The organism is Lysobacter sp. CCNWLW3 (assembly GCF_036697405.1).
In the GTDB taxonomy this organism is placed as follows: domain Bacteria; phylum Pseudomonadota; class Gammaproteobacteria; order Xanthomonadales; family Xanthomonadaceae; genus Lysobacter.
The window spans coordinates 1-21007 of the sequence record NZ_JBAHWA010000013.1; the positions used below are offsets into that span (position 1 = coordinate 1).

General features: G+C 67.8%; 20 protein-coding genes. 14 read left to right on the forward strand and 6 right to left on the reverse strand.

Annotation, left to right across the window (positions count from 1 at the left end):
• The 4 genes from V1318_RS16795 to lpdA form a co-directional block, all read left to right on the forward strand.
• The coding region (locus tag V1318_RS16795; protein WP_332940882.1) for a dihydrolipoyllysine-residue acetyltransferase at positions 1 to 1068 on the forward strand (1068 nt) is incomplete at its 5' end.
• A 29-nt stretch (positions 1069 to 1097) separates the two neighbouring features.
• Positions 1098 to 1394: a hypothetical protein gene (locus V1318_RS16800; protein ID WP_332940883.1), complete on the forward strand. Its 297-nt coding sequence runs from the start codon at positions 1098 to 1100 to the stop codon at positions 1392 to 1394.
• A gap of 20 nt (positions 1395 to 1414) precedes the next feature.
• Positions 1415 to 2104, forward strand: a complete 690-nt coding sequence (locus tag V1318_RS16805) for a hypothetical protein (RefSeq protein WP_332940884.1) — start codon at positions 1415 to 1417, stop codon at positions 2102 to 2104.
• The gene (gene lpdA / locus V1318_RS16810) at positions 2091 to 3905 is read left to right on the forward strand and encodes a dihydrolipoyl dehydrogenase (RefSeq protein WP_332940885.1); all 1815 of its coding nucleotides are present in this window, start codon (positions 2091 to 2093) and stop codon (positions 3903 to 3905) included. The genes V1318_RS16805 and lpdA overlap by 14 nt, the downstream gene beginning before the upstream one ends.
• 885 nt (positions 3906 to 4790) lie before the next feature.
• Here lpdA and V1318_RS16815 read toward each other — a convergent pair.
• Both V1318_RS16815 and V1318_RS16820 read right to left on the reverse strand, forming a co-directional pair.
• Positions 4791 to 5609 (reverse strand): hypothetical protein, encoded by an 819-nt coding sequence (locus tag V1318_RS16815; protein WP_332940886.1) that lies wholly within the window; start codon positions 5607 to 5609, stop codon positions 4791 to 4793.
• Between the two features lie 276 nt (positions 5610 to 5885).
• Positions 5886 to 6092, reverse strand: a complete 207-nt coding sequence (locus V1318_RS16820; RefSeq protein WP_332940887.1) for a DUF2061 domain-containing protein — start codon at positions 6090 to 6092, stop codon at positions 5886 to 5888.
• 345 nt (positions 6093 to 6437) lie between these two features.
• Here V1318_RS16820 and V1318_RS16825 point away from each other — a divergent pair, with 345 nt between their 5' ends.
• From V1318_RS16825 to V1318_RS16865, 9 genes are all read left to right on the forward strand, one after another.
• Complete coding sequence (locus V1318_RS16825) at positions 6438 to 6794, forward strand: hypothetical protein (RefSeq protein ID WP_332940955.1); 357 nt, start codon at positions 6438 to 6440, stop codon at positions 6792 to 6794.
• Positions 6795 to 6804: 10 nt separating this feature from the next.
• Complete coding sequence (gene atpB / locus V1318_RS16830; protein WP_332940889.1) at positions 6805 to 7629, forward strand: F0F1 ATP synthase subunit A; 825 nt, start codon at positions 6805 to 6807, stop codon at positions 7627 to 7629.
• Positions 7630 to 7707: 78 nt separating this feature from the next.
• Positions 7708 to 7980, forward strand: coding sequence for a F0F1 ATP synthase subunit C (gene atpE / locus V1318_RS16835; protein ID WP_055904408.1), 273 nt, complete (start codon positions 7708 to 7710; stop codon positions 7978 to 7980).
• 88 nt (positions 7981 to 8068) lie between these two features.
• Complete coding sequence (locus V1318_RS16840; RefSeq protein ID WP_332940890.1) at positions 8069 to 8539, forward strand: F0F1 ATP synthase subunit B; 471 nt, start codon at positions 8069 to 8071, stop codon at positions 8537 to 8539.
• Between the two features lie 43 nt (positions 8540 to 8582).
• Positions 8583 to 9110 carry a F0F1 ATP synthase subunit delta gene (locus tag V1318_RS16845; RefSeq protein WP_332940891.1) on the forward strand — a complete coding sequence of 176 codons (528 nt, stop codon included), beginning with the start codon at positions 8583 to 8585 and terminating at the stop codon, positions 9108 to 9110.
• Positions 9111 to 9173: 63 nt separating this feature from the next.
• The gene (gene atpA / locus V1318_RS16850) at positions 9174 to 10724 is read left to right on the forward strand and encodes a F0F1 ATP synthase subunit alpha (protein WP_332940892.1); all 1551 of its coding nucleotides are present in this window, start codon (positions 9174 to 9176) and stop codon (positions 10722 to 10724) included.
• Between the two features lie 107 nt (positions 10725 to 10831).
• On the forward strand, positions 10832 to 11695 hold the full coding sequence (atpG, locus tag V1318_RS16855) for a F0F1 ATP synthase subunit gamma (RefSeq protein ID WP_332940894.1): 864 nt from the start codon (positions 10832 to 10834) through the stop codon (positions 11693 to 11695).
• A gap of 123 nt (positions 11696 to 11818) precedes the next feature.
• Entirely contained in the window at positions 11819 to 13222 is a 1404-nt protein-coding gene (atpD, locus tag V1318_RS16860; RefSeq protein ID WP_332940895.1) for a F0F1 ATP synthase subunit beta, read from the forward strand.
• Between the two features lie 134 nt (positions 13223 to 13356).
• The gene (locus V1318_RS16865) at positions 13357 to 13782 is read left to right on the forward strand and encodes a F0F1 ATP synthase subunit epsilon (RefSeq protein WP_332940896.1); all 426 of its coding nucleotides are present in this window, start codon (positions 13357 to 13359) and stop codon (positions 13780 to 13782) included.
• Between the two features lie 188 nt (positions 13783 to 13970).
• Here the strand turns inward: V1318_RS16865 and V1318_RS16870 are convergent, their stop codons facing one another.
• The gene (locus tag V1318_RS16870; protein WP_332940897.1) at positions 13971 to 14354 is read right to left on the reverse strand and encodes a GtrA family protein; all 384 of its coding nucleotides are present in this window, start codon (positions 14352 to 14354) and stop codon (positions 13971 to 13973) included.
• Between the two features lie 143 nt (positions 14355 to 14497).
• Here V1318_RS16870 and glmU point away from each other — a divergent pair, with 143 nt between their 5' ends.
• Positions 14498 to 15871, forward strand: a complete 1374-nt coding sequence (gene glmU / locus V1318_RS16875) for a bifunctional UDP-N-acetylglucosamine diphosphorylase/glucosamine-1-phosphate N-acetyltransferase GlmU (RefSeq protein WP_332940898.1) — start codon at positions 14498 to 14500, stop codon at positions 15869 to 15871.
• A gap of 361 nt (positions 15872 to 16232) precedes the next feature.
• Here glmU and V1318_RS16880 read toward each other — a convergent pair whose 3' ends face one another.
• The 3 genes from V1318_RS16880 to V1318_RS16890 form a co-directional block, all read right to left on the reverse strand.
• A complete protein-coding gene (locus V1318_RS16880) occupies positions 16233 to 17453 on the reverse strand; it encodes an ATP-binding protein (protein WP_332940956.1) in 1221 nt (406 codons plus the stop codon).
• A 109-nt stretch (positions 17454 to 17562) separates the two neighbouring features.
• A complete protein-coding gene (locus V1318_RS16885) occupies positions 17563 to 18921 on the reverse strand; it encodes a sigma-54 dependent transcriptional regulator (RefSeq protein WP_332940899.1) in 1359 nt (452 codons plus the stop codon).
• Positions 18922 to 19045: 124 nt separating this feature from the next.
• On the reverse strand, positions 19046 to 20872 hold the full coding sequence (locus V1318_RS16890) for a DUF885 family protein (protein WP_332940900.1): 1827 nt from the start codon (positions 20870 to 20872) through the stop codon (positions 19046 to 19048).
• Positions 20873 to 21007: the final 135 nt, after the last annotated feature.

The window sequence follows — 21007 nt, forward strand, 5'->3', positions numbered from 1 at the left end:
CCCGCCGCGCCGGCTGCGCCCGCGCCGGCCGCCGCTGCGGCTCCGGCCGCCCTGGCCGGCGCCGGTGCCGGCACCGACCCGGAGGCGATGCCGCCGCGCACCCCGCCGGTCGCCTTCACCGCCGACGAACTGCTGCCGGACAAGGTCCCCTACGCCAGTCCCGCCGTGCGCCTGTTCGCGCGCGAACTCGGCGTCGACCTGGCGCAGGTCGCCGGCAGCGCCCGCGGCGGCCGCATTTCCAAGGAGGACGTGCAGTCCTTCGTCAAGGGCGTGATGCAGGGCGGCGCCGCGCCGGCCGCTGCGGGCGCCGCGGCTTCGCTCGGCGGCGGCCTCAACCTGCTGCCCTGGCCCAAGGTCGACTTCAGCAAGTTCGGCGAGACCGAAACCAAGCCGCTGTCGCGCATCCAGAAGCTCTCCGGCGCCAACCTGGCGCGCAACTGGGCGATGATCCCGCACGTCACCCAGCACGACGACGCCGACATCACCGACCTGGAAGCGCTGCGCGTGGCGCTGAACAAGGAGAACGAGAAGGCCGGCCTCAAGCTGACCATGCTCGCCTTCCTGATGAAGGCCAGCGTCGCCGCCCTGCAGAAGTACCCGACCTTCAACGCCTCGCTCGACGCCTCGGGCGAGAACCTGACCCTGAAGAAGTACTTCCACATCGGCTTCGCCGCCGACACCCCGAACGGCCTGGTGGTGCCGGTGGTGCGCGACTGCGACAAGAAGGGCGTGCTGCAGATCGCCAAGGAAACCGGCGAACTCGCCGCCAAGGCGCGCGAAGGCAAGCTCGGCCCGGCCGACATGAGCGGCGGCTGCTTCTCGATCAGCTCGCTGGGCGGCATCGGCGGCACCGCGTTCACTCCGATCGTCAACGCGCCGGAAGTGGCGATCCTGGGCGTGTCCAAGTCGGCGACCAAGCCGGTCTGGGACGGCAAGCAGTTCGCGCCGCGCCTGATCCTGCCGCTGTCGCTGTCCTACGACCACCGCGTCATCGACGGCGCCGCCGCCGCGCGCTTCACCGCATACCTCGGCCAGTTGCTGAGCGATATGCGGCGCGTGCTGCTGTAAGACGACGGCTACCGGCGTCGGGCGCGACCATGCCGAATCGACTTCGCCACTGCGCGATCGGGCTGCTGCTCGCCGGCAGCCTGTGGTCGGCCGTGGTCCATGCGGATGCCGCATCGTCGCGTTCGCCGCAGGCCCCCCTCGACGCGCGGCTGGCCGCGATCAATGGGCGCGATACGGACGCGCGCATGCGCTTGCCGCTGCGCCCGGTGCGCGAAACCGGCGACATCGGCGTCGCCTTGCTGAAGTACGAATCGCAGGCGCAAGAAGCCGACGGCTGGCGCCTGGTGTACGACCAGAACACCGCGATTCCCCCGGCCACGCCTTGAACAGGATCCCGACAGTTCTCATGAGCGACTCCCGCGCCTTACCGACGTCCGTTTCCGCGCTCGCCCTGATGGCCTTGCTGCTCGCATCCCCGCTGGCGCGCGCCGCGGACGAATGCAAACCCGAACTCGGCCGCGGCTGGCCGCCGGCGACCGAGAACCACGGCCATGCGGTCGAAGGCCTGTTCGCCGCCGGTGCGACGCCCAGCCTGAGCCTGACCACCCTGCCTCGTTACAGCGCCGAAAGCGGGCTGCTGCTGATTCCGGGCGAGGGCGATGCCGACTGGCGCCTGCGTTACGCCGAGGCCGAGGACCGCGTCGCGGCCTGGAGCGGCGGCGCGCTGCGCATGCGCGTCGACCAGGAGCCGGAAATCGCCGAAGTGCCGATGCCGGCCGCGCTGGCCAAGCGCCTGGTCGCGGACTGGCGCCGCGCGCTCAGCGCGACGGTGCCGGAAGACCGCGCCGCCGCCTTCCACGACGAGGACACCCTGCTGTTCATGGTGGGCGGCCTGCGCGTGAGCGGCCTGCTGCCCGAGTGCGGCGCCGGCGAACTGCTGATGCGGCAGCGCGAATTGCTGATCAAGGCGACCGACGACGGCGACGAGCGGCGTGCGCGCCGCTGGGCCGAACTGTCGGCGCGACTGGACGAATTGGACCAATGGCTGGCCGGCAATGCCGCCGGCGGCGCGGGAGTAGCGAATGGCAACGATTGAAGTCAAAGTCCCGGACATCGGCGGTTACGACGACGTACCGGTCATCGAGCTGCTGGTCGCCGTGGGCGACACGGTCAAGAAGGACCAGGGCCTGGTCACGCTGGAGTCGGACAAGGCGACGATGGAAGTGCCCTCGTCGGCCGACGGCGTGATCAAGTCGATCAGCGTCAAGCTCGGCGACAAGGTCGCCGAAGGCACGGTGATCGCGATCCTGGAAGCCGCCGGCGAGAGCGAGGCCAAGGCCGCGCCCGCCGCCGCCGCCCCCGCGCCGGCGAAAGCCGCCGAAGCGGCGCCTGCGCCCAGCGCGCCGGCCGTGCCTGCAGCGCCGGCCGCGCCCGCACCCAGCGCCGCCGCCGCCAGCGGCCGCAAGGCCGATGTCGAATGCCGCATGCTGGTGCTCGGCTCCGGCCCCGGCGGCTACACCGCCGCGTTCCGCGCCGCCGACCTCGGCCTGGATACGGTTCTGGTCGAACGCTACGCCACCCTCGGCGGCGTCTGCCTCAACGTCGGCTGCATTCCGTCCAAGGCCCTGCTGCACGCGGCCGCGCTGATCGACGAAACCTCGCATTCGGCCGACATCGGCCTGGATTTCGGCAAGCCCAAGATCGATCTGGGCAAGCTGCGCGATTTCAAGCAGAACAAGGTGGTCGGCCAGTTCACCAAGGGCCTGGCCGGCATGGCCAAGCAGCGCAAGGTGCGCGTGGTCACCGGCACCGGCCGTTTCGTCTCGCCCAACGAGCTGGAAGTGCAGGGCGAGGGCGGCACTCGGCTGATCCGTTTCGAACAATGCATCATCGCCGCCGGTTCGCAGGCGGTGAAGCTGCCGGGTTTCCCCTGGGACGATGCGCGCGTGATGGACTCCACCGACGCGCTGGAACTCACCGAAGTCCCGAAGAAGCTGTTGGTCGTCGGCGGCGGCATCATCGGCCTGGAGATGGCGACGGTGTACCGCGCCTTGGGCAGCGAAGTCACCGTGGTCGAGTTCATGGACCAGCTGATGCCGGGAGCCGATCCGGACCTGGTCAAGCCGCTGGCCGACCGGCTGAAGAAGCAGGGCGTGGCCGTGCACCTGAAGGTCAAGGCCGCCGGCACCGAGGCCAGCAAGCAGGGCCTCAAGGTCTCGTTCGAACCCGCGGCCGCGGGCGGCAGCGCGCCGGAAGCGCAGCTGTTCGACCGCGTGCTGGTCGCGGTGGGCCGCGCGCCCAACGGCGGCAAGCTCGACGCCGACAAGGCCGGCGTGCAGGTCAGCGAGCGCGGCTTCATCCCGGTCGATCGCCAGATGCGCACCAATGTGCCGCACATCTTCGCCATCGGCGACCTGGTCGGTAACCCGATGCTCGCCCACAAGGCCACCCACGAAGGCAAGCTCGCGGCCGAAGTGGCCGCCGGCGAGAAGAAGGAGTGGGTCGCGCGGGTGATTCCGTCGGTGGCCTACACCGATCCGGAAATCGCCTGGGTCGGCGTCACCGAGACCGAAGCCAAGGCCAAGGGTCTGAAGGTCGGCGTCGGCAAGTTCCCCTGGGCTGCCAGCGCGCGCGCGCTGGGCCTGGGCCGCAGCGAGGGCTTCACCAAGCTGATCTTCGACGAAGCCACTCACCGCGTGATCGGCGCAGGCATCGTCGGCGTGCACGCGGGCGATCTGATCTCGGAACTGGCGCTGGCGATCGAAATGGGCTGCGAAGCGGCCGACATCGGCCACACCATCCATCCGCATCCGACCTTGAGCGAGTCGGTGGCGATGGCGGCCGAGGTGTACGAGGGCACGATCACCGATTTGTACATTCCGAAGAAGAAGTCCTGATCGAGCGTGGCCTCGCTGCATGTCGTACGGACCACTCCGGGCTTGCTGCCGCTGTCTGTAGGAGCGGCGCAAGCCGCGACCGCGAACCGCGGCCGCGGTGCTGGTTTCGGATCCGGTCGGCTTTCTGTGGGAGCGGCGTGAGCCGCGATCGCGAACTCCGACTATTGCGCTGGCCGGGCGTGTTGGGAGGGCCGCGGTTGTTCTCTCGCTCCGCAGGGCTGGCCCGAAGATCAACGGCTTCCGCCCGCTGCCCCACGAGTCACTTTCTCCAGCCCGGGCCCCTGTAGTAGCGGCGCTGGTTTCGGATCCGCTCGGCTTTCTGTGGGAGCGGCGTGAGCCGCGATCGCGAACTCCGACTATTGCGCTGGCCGGGCGGGTTGGGGGGATTTGCTGTTGCTCTTGCTTCTGCTTGGTTGGCACGAAGGTCAACGGCTTCCGCCCGCTGCGCGTGCGGGTCACTTTCTCTTGCTAGCCCAAGAGAAAGTAACCAAAGAGAAGGGCTAGCGGGACCAAACCTCCCCTGCGGGTTCGGTGCTGGCGCGTGGATTTTTCGAATGGACATCCTTGTCCATTCGAAAAACGGCGCGCGTCCTGCGCGCCGCCCTTCGGGTCTACGGCTGCTCGCACGGGTGCGGGGCTATGGACTCCAATGCCGGGGCAACTGCAACTGCAACGGCAACGGTAATCGAAGGCGCCGGCCGTAGGATGTGGTGAGCCCTAGGCGAACCGCATCGTCGTGCGGCGCCACGCGGGCGCGATGGTTCGTTCGCTACCGCATCTCACGAGCCCCGTTCCCTCTCCCGCTTGCGGGAGAGGGCTAAGGGTGAGGGGAGAGCGGCGTCGCAGGCGCCAGTTCCTGGACGCGACGAATCCCGCTTGCGCCGATCAGAACGCAAAGGTCACGCCCGCCATCGGGCCCTTGAAGCGCTGATCCAGGCCGAGCACGCCGTCGCTGCCGCTCTGGTCGACGTCGAGCTTGAACCAGTCGTAGCCGACGAACACGCCGACGTTGGGCGTGAAGCGGTACTCGACCAGCGCGTTGGCGCGGCTGAGGTCGCCCTCGTAATCGTCGAAATTGCCCCAGCTCGCGTCCAGGTACTGGCCCTGGGCGACGAAGCGCCAGTGCTCGTTCGGCGCCACGGTCAGGCGCGCGCCGACCACCGGCGCATAGCCGTCGTCGCTGGAGCTGCTTTCGTAAGTGTTCGCGCCGGCTTCGGCGTAAAGCTTGCCCTCGAGCTTGGCGTACTCTACGCCCAGTTGCAGGCCGAGACTGACGGTGTCGGTTTCGACCACCGCGTAGTCGTACATCACGCTGGCCAGTTCGAACTTGGCCTTGGCTTTGGCGAAGCTGCCGGCGGGGATGGTGACGTCGTCGAAGGACAGGTCCTGGCCGAGCGTGGCGCGGCGGTCCTTGTCGTAGCCGAAGTAATTGAACAGCAGGCGGTTGCGCTCGCTGAAGCGGAACTGGCCTTCCAGCCGCGGCACCACTTCGTCGCCGCCGAAGTCGAAGTCCTCGCTGAATTCGAACGGCTGGCCGGCGAACACGGTGCTGCCGCGCAACTCGCTCTGCGCGTCGACTTGCATCGCGCCCAGGCGCAGGGTGAAACGGTCGTCTTCGATGGCATGCGCGGGGCGCGCGAACGCGACGCCGGCCGCGGCCAGCGCGAGCGTCAGGGGCAGGGTCTTGGGATTCACTGGTCGCACTCCGGATCGGGGGAAAGCCGGCACGGCACAAAGAAGGTGCCGGCGGATCCATCAATGCCGAAATCGCGGTGCAACGATCGTGAAAGCAGGCGTTTGAATCGTACGATTCAAAGTGCCGGGTTCATAAAAAGTGATGATCGTCACAAAAGGCGAAGCCCCGGCCTGGGGCCGGGGCTTCGGGGAGCCCACCGCTGCTTTTGCCATTGACGAGGAGAGAGTGGCGGAGGGCGTTCTTTAAGACTGACCGGGCCTGGACGGAAAGGTTCCGCGATTTTTTCAAGTCGCCACGGCGGCGGTCGCGGCCCCGGCCCGGCGGCGCTCGATGCGCTTCCAGACCTTCTCATGGAGGTGGAAGGCCACGGTATTGCAGGCCGGCTCGACCAGGGCCAGGGCGCCGCCGACCCAGACGCTGCCGGTCATCAGATAGCCGACCAGGAAGGCGACGGTGAAATGCACGCAGGCGAAGCTGACGGTCTTGGTCATGGGGGTGCCCTGTAAATGAGAATTATTCTCAATTGTGCACGGTCGGGTCGCGAAGTCAAATCGATAGTCGTGCGCGTTTCGATAGGTCCAGGCTATCGCGATCCCGTCCGCGCGCGCATACGTCATGTACATGACCTCCCAGGTAATTCAAGGACCTACGCGGCCTGCGTAGAGTGCTGCGCATGGACCGAAGATGCAGCGATACCGTCCACTTCCCCGGCCCCGCGCCTCGCGCGGACGTGACGCCCGGCGGTTGCCCGAATCGCGGGCTCGTTCTATACTTTTGCGGCTCTACCGGGCGCTTTGCGCCTACCCCAGACCGACGAGACCCGCGTGCACGATCCTTTGTCCACGGGCCGCCGGCTGGCGTCGCGCGCGATTGCCTGGCAAGCCGGCGCGACGGCGCTGACCGCGCTGGCCTTCCTCCCCCTCGGTGCGCGCTACGCGCTAGCGGCGGCGGTCGGCGGGGGCGCGGTCTTCGCGGGTGGGTTTGTGGCGGCCTGGATGGCGCTGGGGGGCGGCGTGCAGCCGGCGGGGGCGGCCATCGGGCGCCTGCTGGCCGGAGTCATGCTGAAGTGGGTGGTGGTGTTCTTGGTGCTCGGGCTGGGTCTGGCCGCGTTCCGGTTGCCGCCGCTGCCAATGCTGGTCGGGGTGCTCGCGGCGACGCTGGCCTTCGTACTGGCCAATCTTTTGAAACGATAGGTGTCTTTTCGTGAGTGAACAGACCGGTTCGGGCGGCCTGAACGAATACATCAAGCACCACCTGACCCACAACACCACGGAGGTGTTCGGGGGCCAGTTCCACTTCGACTCGTGGGTCGTCGCGTTGGCGCTGGGCCTGGTGTTCGTGCTGTGGTTCGGCCTCGCTGCGCGCAAGGCCACCGCCGGCGTTCCCAGCAAGGGTCAGGCCTTCGTCGAGATGATCGTCGAGTTCATCGACGGCCAGGTCAAGGACACCTTCCACGGCGACCGCCGCACGGTGACCCCGCTGGCGCTGACCATCTTCATGTGGGTCGTGTTCATGAACACGATGGACCTGCTGCCGCTGGATCTGTTCGGCTGGCTGGTCCACACCACCGCCGGCGCCGAAGCCGCGCACCACACCTATTTCCGCGCCGTTCCCACCGCCGACCTCAATACGACGTTCGCGCTGTCGGCTTCGGTGTTCTTCATCCTGATCGGCCACGCCATCTCCGCCAAGGGCGGTGTCGGCTTCGGCAAGGAGCTGCTGACCGCGCCGTTCCACGCGCACGGCTTCATGAAGATCCTGCTGGTGCCGGTCAACCTGGTGATGAACATCATCGAATGGCTGGTCAAGCCGGTTTCGCTGGCGATGCGACTGTTCGGCAACATGTACGGCGGCGAGCTGGTGTTCATGCTGATCGCCGGTCTGATGGGCAGCATCTACACCTTCGTGCCTGGCGTGATCGCCAATGCCGCCTGGGCGATCTTCCACATCCTGATCATCCTGTTGCAGGCCTTCATCTTCATGATCCTCACGGTCGTCTACATCGCAGGCGCCCGCGAAAGCCATTGATTCAAGCGCGTCACCCAGCAGCACCCCCAATTCGTTTTCCCTTCACCGTTTAGCACTACCTCTACCAGGAGAAGCACCATGGAGTTCATCGCCAACGTTCAGGGTCTGACCGCGATCGCGATCGGCATCATCATCGGTCTCGGCGCTCTGGGCGCTTGCCTCGGCATCGCGATCATGGGTTCGAAGTTCCTCGAATCCGCCGCTCGTCAGCCGGAGCTGGTGCCGATGCTGCAGGGCCGTATGTTCCTGCTCGCCGGCCTGATCGACGCCGCGTTCATCATCGGCCTGGCCGTGGCGCTGTTCTTCGCGTTCGCCAACCCGCTGATCAGCGTCCTGCAGCAGGCCGCCTGATCCGTCTCGGTCCGCGCTTCGCAGCGCGGACCGGACACAGCCGGGCCGGCGCAAGCCGGTCCAACGCACGCAACGTCGAGGACCCGTCATGAATCCCAACATGACTTTCTTCGGCCAGATGCTCTCCTTCGCGATCCTCGTATGGTTCACGATGAAGTTCATTTGGCCGCCGCTGAACGCGGCAATCGAAGAACGCCAAAAGAAGATCGCCGAAGGCCTGGCCGCGGCGGAGCGTAGTCAGAAGGACCTCATCCAAGCGCAAGAACGCGCCGATGCGGAACTTCGCGAGGCTCGTACCAAGGCCAACGAGATCATCGATCAGGCGCATCAGCGCGCCAATCAGATCATCGACCAGGCCAAGACCGATGCCGTCGTCGAAGCCACGCGCCAAAAGGCGCTGGCCGATGCCGAAATCGTCGCCGCCGCCACGCGTGCCCGCGAAGACCTGCGCAAGCAGGTGTCGACGCTGGCCGTCAGCGGTGCCGAGAAGCTGCTCAAGCGCGAGATCGACGCCAACGCCCACAAGGCGCTGCTCGAAGATCTGGCCGCGCAGCTCTGAACGGCGCGCGACGCGAACGCACTGATCGGATAGCCCAAAGCTGATGAGCCAGAACCTCACACTCGCCCGCCCGTACGCCCGCGCCGCGTTCGCGTTGTCGCGCGACGGCGGTCGCTCCGCCGCCTGGTCGCAGGGCCTCGCCCTGGCCGCGCGCATCGCCGCCGACCCGCAGGTGCACGAGCTGCTCGCGCACCCGCGCCTGTCGTCGGCCGACGCCGTCGGCCTGATCGCGATCGACGGCGCCGACGAAGCCTACCTGCGCTTCCTCGGCCTGCTCGCGGACAACCGCCGGCTGCCGTTGCTGCCGGAGATCGCGGGCATGTTCGAGGAACTGCGCGCCGAAGCCGAACGCATCGTCAAGGCGCGCGTCACCGCCGCCAGCGAAATGCCGGCGGCCGAGCTCGCATCGATCAAGGCCGCGCTGACCAAGCGCTTCGGCCGCGAAGTCGAGCTCGAGACCGCGGTCGACGCGTCGCTGATCGGCGGCGCCGTGATCGACGCGGGCGACGTGGTCATCGATGGCTCGCTCAAGGGCAAGCTCGCGCGCCTGCAGACCGCTCTCGCGGGCTGACCGGCGACCAGAACGAACTTAATTGCAAATCCGGCGTCATCGCCGGGCACAAGGGAACCACCCATGGCAAGCACGCAGCTCAACCCGTCCGAAATCAGCGAACTGATCAAGACCCGCATCGAGAAGGTCAAGCTGGCCGCCGAGGCGCGCAACGAAGGCACGGTCACCTCCGTGTCCGACGGCATCGTGCGCATCCACGGCCTGGCCGACGTGATGCAGGGCGAAATGATCGAGCTGCCGAACAACACCTACGCACTGGCGCTGAACCTGGAGCGCGACTCGGTGGGCGCCGTGGTCCTGGGCGACTACGAGCACCTGCGCGAAGGCGACGTGGCCAAGACCACCGCACGCATCCTGGAAGTGCCGGTCGGCAACGAGCTGCTCGGCCGCGTGGTCAACGCCCTGGGCGAGCCGATCGACGGCAAGGGCCCGATCGACGCCAAGCTGACCGCGCCGGTGGAGCGCGTCGCGCCGGGCGTGATCTGGCGTAAGTCGGTCGACCAGCCGGTCCAGACCGGTTACAAGACCGTCGACGCGATGATCCCGATCGGCCGCGGCCAGCGCGAGCTGATCATCGGCGACCGTCAGACCGGCAAGACCGCGATGGCGATCGACGCGATCATCAACCAGAAGGGCACCGGCATTAAGTGCGTGTACGTCGCGATCGGCCAGAAGGCCAGCTCGGTCGCCAACGTCGTGCGCAAGCTGGAAGAGAACGGCGCGCTCGCCCACACCATCGTGGTCGCCGCGACCGCGTCCGAATCGGCCGCGATGCAGTACATCAGCGCCTACTCCGGCTGCACCATGGGCGAGTACTTCCTCGACCGCGGCGAAGACGCCCTGATCGTGTACGACGATCTGTCCAAGCAGGCCGTGGCCTACCGCCAGATCTCGCTGCTGCTGAAGCGTCCGCCGGGCCGCGAAGCCTACCCCGGCGACGTGTTCTACCTGCACTCCCGCCTGCTCGAGCGCGCCGCGCGCGTGTCCGAGGAGTACGTCGAGAAGTTCACCAACGGCGCGGTGAAGGGCAAGACCGGTTCGCTGACCGCGCTGCCGATCATCGAAACCCAGGCCGGCGACGTTTCGGCGTTCGTTCCGACCAACGTGATCTCGATCACCGACGGCCAGATCTTCCTGGAAACCGACCTGTTCAACGCCGGCATCCGCCCGGCCGTGAACGCCGGCATCTCGGTGTCCCGCGTCGGCGGCGCCGCGCAGACCAAGATCGTCAAGAAGCTGTCGGGCGGCATCCGTATCGCCCTGGCCCAGTACCGCGAGCTGGCCGCGTTTGCGCAGTTCGCCTCGGACCTGGACGAAGCCACCCGCAAGCAGCTCGAGCGCGGTCAGCGCGTCACCGAGCTGATGAAGCAGAAGCAGTACGCGCCGATGTCGATCGCGCTGCAGTCGCTGTCGATCTACGCGGTCGACAAGGGCTACATGGACGAAGTGCCGGTCAACAAGATCGGCGCGTTCGAGGAAGCCCTGCACGCGCACTTCACCAACACCGCCGGCGAGCTGATCAGCAAGATCAACAACACCGGCGCCTGGGACGACGAAATCGAAGGCGCCTTCAAGAAGGGCATCGAAGAGTTCAAGCAGACCGGGACCTGGTAAGAGCTGGGATTCGGGATTAGGCATTAGGGATTCGTAGGAGCGGGACTCGGGGCGGCTTTGCCGAATCCCGAATCCCGAATCCCGAATCCCGCGAGCGGAGCGAGTAAATGGCAGGCGGACGCGAAATCAAGACGAAGATCAAGAGCGTGCAGAACACCCGCAAGGTGACGCGCGCGCTCGAGATGGTCTCGGCCTCCAAGATCCGCAAGGCGCAGGAGCGCATGAAGACCTCGCGGCCGTATGCGCGGGTGATGAAGCAGGTGATCGGCCACCTGGCCCAGGCCAATTCCGACTACCAGCATCCGTACATGATCGAGCGCAAGGAAACCAAGCGCGTCGGTTACATCATCGTCTCCTCAGACCGCGGCCTGGCCGGCGGCCTCAACAACAACCTGTTCCGCAAGCTGCTGGGCGAAATGCGCAAGTGGCAGGAGCAGGGCGTCGAGGTCGACGTGGTCACCATCGGCCAGAAGGCCTCGGTGTTCTTCCGCCGGATCAAGGTCAACATGCTGGCCTCGGTCACCCACCTGGGCGACAAGCCGCACCTGGAGCAGCTGGTCGGCGTGATCAAGGTGATGCTGGACGCGTACAGCGCCGGCAACATCGATCGCGTCTATCTGACCTACAACGACTTCGTCAACACCATGACCCAGCGCGCGGCGTTCGATCAGCTGCTGCCGCTGCCGGAGCCGGAAACGCAGGTCGCCCACCACGACTGGGACTACATCTACGAGCCCGATGCGAAGACCGTGCTGGAGCACGTGCTGACGCGCTACATCGAGTCGCTGGTGTACCAGGCGGTGCTGGAGAACGTCGCGTCCGAGCACGCCGCCCGCATGGTGGCGATGAAGGCGGCCAGCGACAACGCCGGCAAGCTGATCGACACCCTGAAGCTGGTCTACAACAAGGCCCGCCAGGCTGCGATCACGCAGGAAATCTCCGAAATCGTCGGCGGCGCCGCGGCGGTTTAAGCCGGGAATGGGGAATCGAGAATAGAGAGTCGACAAAAGCAAAGGCTTTTGACTTCCCATTCCCGATTCCCAATTCCCCATTCCCGACAAACGAATCAAACAAAGTTAGCTGGAGTTACAACCATGAGCCAGGGCAAGATCGTTCAGATCATCGGTGCGGTCGTCGACGTCGAGTTCGCGCGCGCGGAAGTGCCGAAGGTGTACGACGCGTTGAAGGTCGCCAACACCGAAATCACGCTGGAAGTGCAGCAGCAGCTCGGCGACGGCATCGTGCGCACGATCGCGCTGGGTTCGACCGACGGCCTCAAGCGCAACCTGATCGCGACCAACACCGGTCATGCGATCTCGGTGCCGGTGGGCGCGGGCACCCTGGGCCGCATCATGGACGTGCTGGGCAACCCGATCGACGAAGCCGGCCCGGTGCAGGCGACCGATCATTGGGAAATCCACCGTTCGGCTCCGTCGTACGAGGACCAGTCCTCGGCCAACGACCTGCTCGAAACCGGCATCAAGGTCATCGACCTGATGTGCCCGTTCGCGAAGGGCGGCAAGGTCGGCCTGTTCGGCGGCGCCGGCGTCGGCAAGACCGTCAACATGATGGAACTCATCAACAACATCGCCAAGGCGCACAGCGGTCTGTCCGTGTTCGCCGGCGTGGGCGAGCGTACCCGCGAGGGCAACGACTTCTACCACGAGATGAAGGACTCCAACGTCCTCGACAAGGTGGCGATGGTGTACGGCCAGATGAACGAGCCGCCGGGCAACCGTCTGCGCGTGGCCCTGACCGGCCTGACCATGGCCGAGTACTTCCGCGACGAGAAGGACGCCAACGGCAAGGGCAAGGACGTGCTGTTGTTCGTCGACAACATCTACCGCTACACCCTGGCCGGTACCGAAGTGTCGGCGCTGCTGGGCCGTATGCCGTCGGCGGTGGGTTACCAGCCGACCCTGGCCGAGGAAATGGGCGTCCTGCAGGAGCGCATCACTTCGACCAAGACCGGTTCGATCACCTCGATCCAGGCCGTGTACGTGCCCGCGGACGACCTGACCGACCCGTCGCCGGCCACCACCTTCGCCCACCTCGACGCCACCGTCGTGCTGAGCCGCAACATCGCCTCGCTGGGCATCTACCCGGCCGTGGACCCGCTGGACTCGACCTCGCGCCAGCTCGACCCGAACGTGATCGGCGCCGAGCACTACGACACCGCGCGTCGCGTCCAGTCGACCCTGCAGAAGTACAAGGAACTCAAGGACATCATCGCGATCCTGGGCATGGACGAGCTGTCGGAAGAAGACAAGCAGGCCGTGTCGCGCGCGCGCAAGATCGAGCGCTTCTTCTCGCAGCCGTTCCACGTCGCCGAAGTGTTCACCGGCGCCCCGGGCAAGTACGTGTCGCTGAAGGACACGATCCGCGGCTTCAAGGGCATCGTCGACGGCGAGTACGACCACCTGCCGGAGCAGGCGTTCTACATGGTCGGCGCGATCGAAGAAGCGGTCGAGAAGGCCAAAAAGATGGGCGTGGGCTGAGACGCCTGACGGCGTCTCGGGAATTGGGAGTCGAGAATCGGGAATCGTAAGAGCGGAACGTCAGCCCTCGCGGCTTTAGACGATTCCCCATTTCCCATTCCCGATTCCCGTCGAGCGAGCAAAGCGAGAGAAACATGGCCACTACGTTCCGTTGCGACATCGTCAGCGCCGAGGAAGAAATCTTCCACGGCGAGGCGACGCTGTTGGTCGCCACCGGCGAAATCGGCGAGCTCGGCATCGCGCCGCGCCACGCCCCGCTGATCACGCGCCTGAAGCCCGGCAAGGTCGTGGTGACCCTGCCCAACGGCGAGCACCTGGACTTCGCCGTGTCCGGCGGCATCTTGGAAGTGCAGCCGCAGGTCGTGACCGTGCTGGCCGACACCGCGATCCGCGCCCAGGACATCGACGAGGCCGCGGTGCGCGCCGCCAAGGAAGAGGCCGAGCGTGCGCTGGCCAACCGCGACCCGAAGATGGACGTGGCCCAGGCCCAGGCCAAGCTGGCCGAAGCGATGGCGCAGCTGCAGGCGCTGGAACGCCTGCGCAAGAACATGAAGCACTGATCGCGCGCGACCGCGCCGCGAACGAAACGCCGGCCTCGCGCCGGCGTTTTCGTTTTAGGCGGTAGATTTCTGCCGTGGGATAGCAGCGGCGCAAGCCGCGACCGCCATGCCCGATCGCGATGGCAGCCGCGAATCCGCAGATTCGATCGCGGCTTACGCCGCTGCCACGGAAGGCCCGGCCCCGCGCCTCAGCGCCGGTAGACCCAATGCCGCGACAGCAGGAAGCCGATCGCCCCCAGCAGCAGCTCCACCGCGGGTTTGGCCAGCCAGGTCCAGGTCAGGCCGACCGCGTCGTCTATGGCGCCCATGGCCCAGGTGCTGACCAGGGTGGTCGCGATCCACATGCCCAGGAAGCGGCCGAACTGGCGGCGGCCGACGCGGGTGTCGTCGCCGGCGAAGGTGATGCGGCCATTGAGCCAGAAGCCCAGCGCCGCGCCGCTGATGCGGCCGGCGATGTTGGCCGGCTCCACCGCCATGCCGGCGTGGCTGAGCGCGACCAACACGCCCCAATCCAGCAGCCATTGGATCAGGCCGATGATCAGGTAGTGGCGGCCCTGGCGACTCAGGCTCATCCGGCGCGGCTCCTCGCGGCGCGACGTGCCGGCGGGCGGATATGGGAAGGGCGCGGGGGCGGATTCGGCACCGCCGCATCCTAGCAGGGCCGGCGCGGCTAGAATCACTGTTCACTGAACGCGAAAACGCTCCCGGAGTCCGCATGGCCGCACCCTTGCATGTCGTCATCCTCGCCGCCGGCGAGGGCAAGCGCATGAAGTCCGACACCGCCAAGGTGCTGCAGAAGATCGGCGGTCGGCCGATGCTCGCGCACGTGATCGCGACCGCGCGCGCGCTGGATTCGGCCGGCATCCACGTGGTCTACGGACACGGCGGCGAGCAGGTGCGCGCGGCCTTCGCCGATCAGCCGGACCTGCATTGGGCCGAACAGGCGCAGCGCCTGGGCACCGGCCACGCGGTGGAGCAGGCGATGCCGGGCGTGCCGCAGGACGCGCGCGTGCTGGTGCTGTACGGCGACGTGCCGCTGACCACGCCCGCGACCCTGCAGCGGCTGCTGGACGCGCCGGGCCGGTTGGCGGTGCTGGTGGCCGATCTGGCCGATCCCACCGGCTACGGCCGCATCGTGCGCGACGCCGAGGGCCGGGTCGGCCAGATCGTCGAGCACAAGGACGCCGACGACGCGCAGCGCGAGATCCGCACCGTCAACACCGGCATCCTGGTCTGCGACGGCGAGCCCTTGCGGCGCTGGCTGCAGAACCTGGGCAACGACAACGCCCAGGGCGAGTACTACCTCACCGATGTGTTCGCCGCCGCGGCGGCCGAATTCAGCGCCGCCGAGATGGTCCATGTCGCCGACCCGCTCGAGGTCGAGGGCGTCAACGATCCCTGGCAGCTGGCGCAGATGGAGCGCGCCTTCCAACGCCGCGCCGCGCGCGCCTTGTGCGAACGGGGCGCACGCCTGGCCGATCCCGCGCGCTACGACCAGCGCGGCGAAGTCAGCGTCGGGCGCGACGTCGAGATCGACGTGGACGTGGTCCTGGAAGGCCGGGTCGAGCTCGCCGACGGCGTGCGCATCGGCCCGTTCTGCCGCCTCAAGGACGTGAAGCTGGGGCCGGGCACCGAGGTGCGCGCGCATTGCGATCTCGACGGCGTGGTGGTCGAGGGCGCGTCCCAGATCGGCCCGTACTCGCGCCTGCGCCCGGGCACCGTGCTCGCCGACGGCGTGCATATCGGCAACTTCGTCGAGACCAAGAACGCGCGCCTGGGCGTGGGCAGCAAGGCCAACCACCTGGCCTACCTGGGCGATGCGACGATCGGCAGCGGCGTGAACGTCGGCGCCGGCACCATCACCTGCAACTACGACGGCGTGAACAAGTTCAGCACCGTCATCGAGGACGGCGCCTTCATCGGCTCCAACTCGGCCCTGGTGGCGCCGGTGACCATCGGCGCGGGCGCCACCATCGGCGCCGGTTCGGTGATCGGCAAGAACGCGCCGGCGGGCAAGCTCACGGTGGCACGGGCGCGGCAGGTGACGCTCGAGGGTTGGCAGCGGCCGGTGAAGAAGCCCAAGGGCTAGGAGCTGTTGGGGAGTAGGGCGTAACGACTAGGGCAAGTGCGCTTGCTCCTGCTGTTCGCCGTGGGCTTGCGAGCTCTGTGCTCTGCCTGCTGCGACGCCTTGCGGTGCTGTCGTCGCGGATGAGCCGGCGCGCCGCGGCTTACGCCGCTGCTACCCCAAAACCTCTCCGTCTGTCCGCCGTGGGGTAGGAGCGGCGCGAGCCGCGACCCTGAAGGCGGCGGCGGAGATGCTTCGATTCCGGATGAGCTGCGGCGTTCGCGCGGCTGTCGTCGTAGCCAAGGTGTCGTGGTCGCGGCTTGCGCCGCTCCTAACAGGGGCGTTGGGCCGTTACGACGACGATTCGTCGAAGACGCTTGCCGGCTCAGTCGGGGATCAGCATCGACACGCACAGGCCGCCGCCCTCGCGGTTGAGCAGGGCGATGCGGCCGCCGTGGGCTTCGGCGATCTCGCGCGCCAGGGCCAGGCCCAGGCCGGTGCCGTTGCGCTTGGTCGAATAGAACGGCAACAGCGCGTTGGCGAGCACCGCCTCGTTCATGCCGCTGCCGCGATCGAGCACGTCGATGCGCCAGGCGTCGGGCGTGCGTCGCAGCACCAGCCGCACCTCCTCGGGCTTGGAGCCGGACTCGTGCGCGTTCTTGAGCAGGTTGAGCAGGCTCTGCTCCATCTGCGCGGCATCGAAATGGACGATGCCTTCCTGGCCGCGCGCGCGCCCGTCGTAGACGAAGTCGACCTGGCTGCGCAGCTGGGCCAGGAAGCGCGACCACTCCACCGCTTCCAGCCGCGGCGCCGGCAGCTTGGCGAAACGCGCGTAGTCGCGGATGAAACCTTCCAGGTGGCGCGCGCGTTCCTCGATCGTGGTCAATGCCGTCGGTAGCTTGTCGTACTGGCCGCGGCGCAGCAGTTCGGCGCCGGAATGGGCGAGCGAGGCGATCGGTGCCAGCGAATTGTTGAGTTCGTGGCTGATCACTCGGATCACCTTCTTCCAGGTCTGCACTTCCTGGCGCCGCAATTCGGCGGTGAGCTGGCGCAACAGCACCAGTTCGTGGTGGCGGCCGTTGAGGCGGAACATGCGCCGGGCGAGGTGGTAGATGTCCTCGTTGTCCTCGTCGCCGACGGTGAACATGCCGTCGCCGCCGCGGTCGAAGGCCTCGCGCACCGGCTCGGGCGCGCGCGTCAGCAGGTCGTCGAAGGACTGGCCCTCGAGCCGGCGGCCCTCGCCCAGCATCTTGCGTGCGGCAAGATTGGCGTGCACCACGCGCCGGCTCGGGTCGACCAGCAGCATCGCCACCGGCGTGTTCTGGACCATGGTGTCCAACAGCAGCTCGCGTTGCACCAGCGACAGCCGCTGTTCGCGCAGGGCCTCGCCGAGACGGTTGTGGCTGTCGACCAGTTCGCGCAGCTCGCCGCGGCCCGCCCACGACAGGCCGAAGCTGTAGTCGCCGTCGCGGTAGCTGGCGACGCTGCCGGCAAGGGCGCGGAACAAGGAGTTCATCGGCGCGAACGCGCGCCGCACGTGATAGACCAGCAGCGGCAACAGCAGCGCGACCGCCAGCACCGGCGCCATCCAGCGCGCGGACAGCATGGTGCCCAGCCAGCTGGTCAGGGCGGCGCCCGCGATCAGATAAGCCAGCGCGATCGCGCTGAAGCTCAGGCTCAGGGGCAGACGGCGCAACCAGCGCATCGCGATCTCCTCAGTCCCGTTTTATGCCGAGCCGGTCGAGCCGGCGGTACAGCGCCTGTCGCGACAGGCCCAGTTCGCTGGCGGCCTGCGCGAGCACGCCGCCGGCGCGTTCCAACGCGGCCTCGATGCTGGCCCGGTCGGGTTCGTCGCCGCCGGGCGCCGCGGCGGCGGCCGCGCCGACCGCCGGCAGGCCCAGATCGGCGGCATGGAGGTCGTCGCCGCGCGCCAACAGCACCGCGCGCTGCAAGGTGTTGCGCAGCTCGCGCACGTTGCCGGGCCAGGCGTGCGCGACCAGGGCGCGTTCGGCGTCCTCGCTCAGGCGCTTGCCGCCGTCGGGCGCGAGCTCGCGCAGGAACTTGCGCGCCAGCGGCAGCACGTCGTCGGCACGTTCGCCCAACGGCGACAGGTGGATCTCGATGGTGTTGAGGCGGTAATAGAGGTCTTCGCGGAAACGGCCGTCGCGGATCATCGCCGGCAGGTCGGCATTGGTGGCGCTGATCACGCGCACCTTGACCTGGCGTTCGCGGTTGGAGCCCAGGCGTTCGAAACGGCCGGTCTCGAGCACGCGCAGCAGCTTCATCTGCCCGGCCAGCGGCAGGTTGCCGATCTCGTCCAGGAACAAAGTGCCGCCGTCGGCGGCCTCGAACTTGCCCTCGCGCGCCTTGCTGGCGCCGGTGTAGGCGCCGGCATCGGCGCCGAACAGTTCGGCCTCGATCAGTTCCGACGGCAGCGCGCCGCAGTTGAGGGTGACGAAGGGGCCGGACTTGACCGAGGAATTGGCCTGCACGATCTCGGCGATCTTTTCCTTGCCCGCGCCGTTGGGGCCGGTGATCAGCACCGGCACGTCGGCGCGCGCGACATGACAGGCCAGTTCGACCACGCGCGTCAGCGCCTCGGAAGCGAACACCAGGCCGCGCAGGTCGTAGCGCGATTCGAGTTCGCGATGCGCACGCTTGCGCTGGTCGTGCAGGCGCGCGATCTCGCGCGTGCTGGCCGACAGTTCCAGCAGGTTCTCCACGCTGGCCAGCAGCTTCTGGTCGTCCCAGGGCTTGGCCAGGTAGTCGGCGGCGCCGGCCTTGGCCAGGTCGACCGCGATGTCCAGATGGGTCCAGGCGGTGAGCAGGATGATCGGCAGGTCGGGATGGCGCGCGCGGATGGCGCGGAACAGGGCCACGCCTTCCTCGCCCGAGGTGGTGTCGGCGCTGAAGTTCATGTCCTGGATCACCAGGCCGACCGTCTCGCGTTCGAGCGCCTGCAGGCCTTCTTCCGGCGACTGCGCGGTAAGCACGCGGATTTCGCGCAGGCCGAACAGCAGGTCCAGCGCGGTGCCGACCGCGGGGTTGTCGTCGATCACCAGGACGGTGCGCATAGGGCTCCGGAACGTTTGGGGTGCGGCGGCGCTTGCGATGCCGCCGCGGGTCCGGCGGAAGTATAGCCAGCGCCGCCGTACGGCAGCGGCGCAACGGCGCCGGTACCGCACGGCGGCGCGCAGGTCACGGTGCGGTAGTGGCCGCGGCGTCGGCGGCGCCGCGCGCGATCCAGCCGTCGATGCGTTGCTCCAGCGCGTCCAGCGGCAGGGCGCCGCCGCCCAGGACCTGATCGTGGAAGTCGCGGATATCGAAACGATCGCCCAGCGCGGTCTGCGCGCGCTCGCGCAGCTCGACGATCTTCAGTTCGCCGATCTTGTAGGCCAGGGCCTGGCCCGGGTTGGCGATGTAGCGGTCGACCTCGGCCTGGATGCTGGGCTCGTCCGAATCCGAATGCTCGCGATACCAGGCGACCATCTGCTCGCGGGTCCAACGCTTGTGGTGCACGCCGGTGTCCAGCACCAGCCGGTTGGCGCGCACCAGTTCCTGGGCCAGGCGGCCGAAGTCGCTGTACGGGTCCTGATAGAAGCCCAGTTCCTTGCCCAGGCGTTCGGAGTACAGGCCCCAGCCTTCGATGTAGGCGGTCTCGCCGATCAGGCGCCGGAACGGCGGCAGCTCGGGCAGGGCGCGGGTGATCGAGTTCTGCAGGTGATGGCCGGGGATGCCTTCGTGGTAGGCGATCGCTTCGATCGGCATCAGCAGGCGCTCGGTCGGCGAGCTGGTGTTGATCATGATCATGCCCGGGCGCGAGCCGTCGGAAGTGCCGGGCATGTAGCCGGCCGCGGACGCGGACTTCTCGCGATAGGGCTCGATCGCGCGCACCTCCACCCCGGTCTTGGGCAACAGGCCGAACAGCTCGGGCAGGCGCGGCTCCATCTGGGTCACGTACTTGCGGTACAGATCCAGGATCTGCTCGCGCGATTGCGCGTGCTGCTTGGGATCCTGGCGTACCGCGGCGCGCATCGCCTTGAGGTCGGCATAGCCGAGCTTGCGCGCGATCTCGGTCTGGGTCTTCTCGATCCGCGCGACCTCGGCCAGACCGAGCCGGTGGATCTGCTCGGCGCTCATCGTGGTCGAGGCCTGTTGGCGGATCTGGTAGGCGTACAGCGCCTCGCCGTTGGGCAGCGACCACAAGCCGGGCGTTTCGCCGCCCTGCGGCGCGTATTCCTTGGCGACGAACTCGGACAGCTTGCGATAGGCCGGACGCACCTGCTCGTCGACCGCGGCCAGCAAGGCCTTGCGGATGCGCTCGCGCTCGGCCGCCGGCACGGAGTCGGGGAACTTGCGCAGCGGCTGCGCGAACGCGTTGTCGGCGCCGGCCGGCCCTGCGATGGAGTCGCATTGCGCGACCACCTTCTCCAGCAGGTAGCGCGGCGGCACCAGGCCGTCCTTGGCGCCCTGGCGCGCGCGCTCGGTGACCTGGTCCAGCAGCTTGGGCATCGTGCGCAGGCGCACGATGTACTCGTCGTATTGCTTGGCGTCGTTGAAGGGGAAGGCGCCGACGACCAGGGGCAGCAACAGGTGGATGCCGTTCATCTGGTCCAGCGGCATCTCGTGCAGCTTGAGGCGATAGAACTCGCGATCGCTTTCCAGGCGCCGGATCATCAATTGCAGATTGAGGCGGTCGGCCTCGGCCAGGCCGGCCGGGTCGATCGCGCGGAAGCGCACGAGCAGGGCTTCGAGGTCGCGCGCCTGGCGGTCGGCCGCGGCCAGCGAGAAATCGCTCCAGGCGGCGTTGTAGCGATAGTCGCCGAAGAAGCTGGCCTGTTCCGGGGCTTCGCGCAGGAAGGTCTGCCACTGTTCGTCCAGCAGCGCGTTGAGCGCGCGGGTGCGGCTGGCGACGTCGGCGCCGACGGAAGCGGGCGCGGATGCGGGCGCGGCGGCGTGCACGCCGCCGATGGCCAGGCTCAGGGCGATCGCCAGGGCGTGCAGGGTGGTGGTGCGTGTGGACATGAGAACGGACTCCGTGCCGAATGGGACGACCCGGTCCGGGCCCGTCCAGCGCGGGGGCTGGACGGGCTTGCGGACCGACTCGGAGAGACTAGCGGGCGCGTCGCGTTCGCGCCCGGAACTACGACACGCGCTTCA

Bases quoted from the DNA above. Each gene is read 5' to 3' on its own strand.
- V1318_RS16865 (WP_332940896.1), top strand. From the start codon at position 13,357: ATGGCCACTACGTTCCGTTGCGACATCGTCAGCGCCGAGGAAGAAATC.
- V1318_RS16820 (WP_332940887.1), bottom strand. From the start codon at position 6,092: ATGACCAAGACCGTCAGCTTCGCCTGCGTGCATTTCACCGTCGCCTTC.
- V1318_RS16885 (WP_332940899.1), bottom strand. From the start codon at position 18,921: ATGCGCACCGTCCTGGTGATCGACGACAACCCCGCGGTCGGCACCGCG.
- V1318_RS16870 (WP_332940897.1), bottom strand. From the start codon at position 14,354: ATGAGCCTGAGTCGCCAGGGCCGCCACTACCTGATCATCGGCCTGATC.
- atpD (WP_332940895.1), top strand. From the start codon at position 11,819: ATGAGCCAGGGCAAGATCGTTCAGATCATCGGTGCGGTCGTCGACGTC.
- lpdA (WP_332940885.1), top strand. From the start codon at position 2,091: ATGGCAACGATTGAAGTCAAAGTCCCGGACATCGGCGGTTACGACGAC.
- atpE (WP_055904408.1), top strand. From the start codon at position 7,708: ATGGAGTTCATCGCCAACGTTCAGGGTCTGACCGCGATCGCGATCGGC.
- V1318_RS16880 (WP_332940956.1), bottom strand. From the start codon at position 17,453: ATGCTGTCCGCGCGCTGGATGGCGCCGGTGCTGGCGGTCGCGCTGCTG.
- V1318_RS16840 (WP_332940890.1), top strand. From the start codon at position 8,069: ATGAATCCCAACATGACTTTCTTCGGCCAGATGCTCTCCTTCGCGATC.
- atpA (WP_332940892.1), top strand. From the start codon at position 9,174: ATGGCAAGCACGCAGCTCAACCCGTCCGAAATCAGCGAACTGATCAAG.
- V1318_RS16805 (WP_332940884.1), top strand. From the start codon at position 1,415: ATGAGCGACTCCCGCGCCTTACCGACGTCCGTTTCCGCGCTCGCCCTG.
- glmU (WP_332940898.1), top strand. From the start codon at position 14,498: ATGGCCGCACCCTTGCATGTCGTCATCCTCGCCGCCGGCGAGGGCAAG.
- V1318_RS16890 (WP_332940900.1), bottom strand. From the start codon at position 20,872: ATGTCCACACGCACCACCACCCTGCACGCCCTGGCGATCGCCCTGAGC.
- V1318_RS16845 (WP_332940891.1), top strand. From the start codon at position 8,583: ATGAGCCAGAACCTCACACTCGCCCGCCCGTACGCCCGCGCCGCGTTC.
- atpG (WP_332940894.1), top strand. From the start codon at position 10,832: ATGGCAGGCGGACGCGAAATCAAGACGAAGATCAAGAGCGTGCAGAAC.
- V1318_RS16800 (WP_332940883.1), top strand. From the start codon at position 1,098: ATGCCGAATCGACTTCGCCACTGCGCGATCGGGCTGCTGCTCGCCGGC.